Raw genomic sequence first — 1,482 nt, forward strand, 5'->3', positions numbered from 1 at the left:
CTTGGGTTCTAACGGTCCTCGCAACACCCGCGATCTGTGGGAGTTGCGAGGACCGTGGCCGTTGGACGGGATGATCTTGCGGGGTTGAGGGAGCGTTTCCTTGCGCGGCTGGATGCCGTGGGGAACGTGACCGTGGTGGCGCGTGAGCTGGGAGTGAACCAGAACACGGCCTTCGGCTGGGCCCGGAAGGCCGGACGGAGCTCGGTGCGCCTGCCGCGGCGGCACCCCGGGCGTGACGAGTACGAGCGGCTCCGGGCCGCCGGTGTCGCACGCCGGGTGGCGGCCCGGCAGGTCGGTGTGAACGAGCGCACGGCCAAGGACTGGGACTGGGGCGTCAAGAAGACCGCTACCACGCGCACTTACGCCGACGGCCGCCGTGTCGACTACACCACCGGGACCGTCACGATGGGCGGCGTGACCACAGCACCGGTGGGCCTGCAAGCCCTGGAAAAGCACCTGCATGCGCGGTTTCTGACACTGGCCGAGCGCGAGAAGATCCACGATCTGCGCGCGGCGGGCCACTCGCTGCGGGCGATCGGGCGTGCTCTGAGACGGCCGGCGAGCACGGTCAAGCGGGAGATCGACGCGAACTCCGGCAGCGAGGGCTACCAGCCCTACGCCGCCCACCGGGCAGCCGCCGCGCGCAGACCCCGGCCCAAAGAGCGCAAACTGCTGCGCGAGGGACGGCTGCGCCGCTTCGTCCAGGACGGACTGCGCCGGCGGTGGTCACCGGAACAGATCTGCCACGCTCTACTGAAGGAGCATCCCGACGACGAGAGCATGCGGGTGAGCGTGGAGACGATCTACCAGGCGCTGTATTACCAGGCCCGCGGCGGCCTGAAGCGGGAAGTGCAGGCAGCCATCCGTTCCGGCCGGACCCGGCGCAAACCACGCCGGGACCCCGAGCGGCGCACCCCACGGTTCATCGATCCGATGGTGATGATCAGGGACCGTCCCGCCGCCGCCGAGGACCGGGCCGTGCCCGGGCACTGGGAAGGCGACCTGATCATCGGCGCGGGCGGGCGCTCCGCGATCGCCACCCTGGTCGAGCGCAGTACCCGCTACACCATGCTGGTCCACCTGCCCGGCGGAGCCCACGACGCCGAGACCGTCCGCGACGGCCTCGTCCACACCATCCAGACCCTGCCCGACCACCTGCGCGGCTCCCTCACCTGGGACCAGGGCAGCGAGATGGCACGCCACAAGCAGTTCAGCATGGCCACCGGCATGCCCGTCTACTTCTGCGACCCGGCCTCGCCCTGGCAACGCGGCTCGAACGAGAACACGAACGGGCTGCTCCGACAGTACTTCCCGAAGGGCACCGACCTGAGTGTCCACAGTCCCGAAGACCTCGAACACGTCGCCCAGGAACTCAACGGCCGCCCACGCAAGACGCTCGGCTGGGATACCCCAGCCGAGCGTCTACGTGATCTACTCACCACCTGAAACCAAGTGGTGTTGCGACGACCCCTTGAACCCAAG

The 1,482-nt window shown here is 69.2% G+C and carries 1 protein-coding gene; it reads left to right on the forward strand.

The annotated features are described in order from the left end of the window. Window positions 1–405 precede the first annotated feature (405 nt). The gene (locus FH609_RS30715; protein WP_193318144.1) at window positions 406–1,446 is read left to right on the forward strand and encodes an IS30 family transposase; all 1,041 of its coding nucleotides are present in this window, start codon (window positions 406–408) and stop codon (window positions 1,444–1,446) included. Window positions 1,447–1,482: the final 36 nt, after the last annotated feature.

The sequence above is a fragment of the Streptomyces sp. 3MP-14 genome (assembly GCF_006334905.2).
In the GTDB taxonomy this organism is placed as follows: domain Bacteria; phylum Actinomycetota; class Actinomycetes; order Streptomycetales; family Streptomycetaceae; genus Streptomyces; species Streptomyces triticirhizae.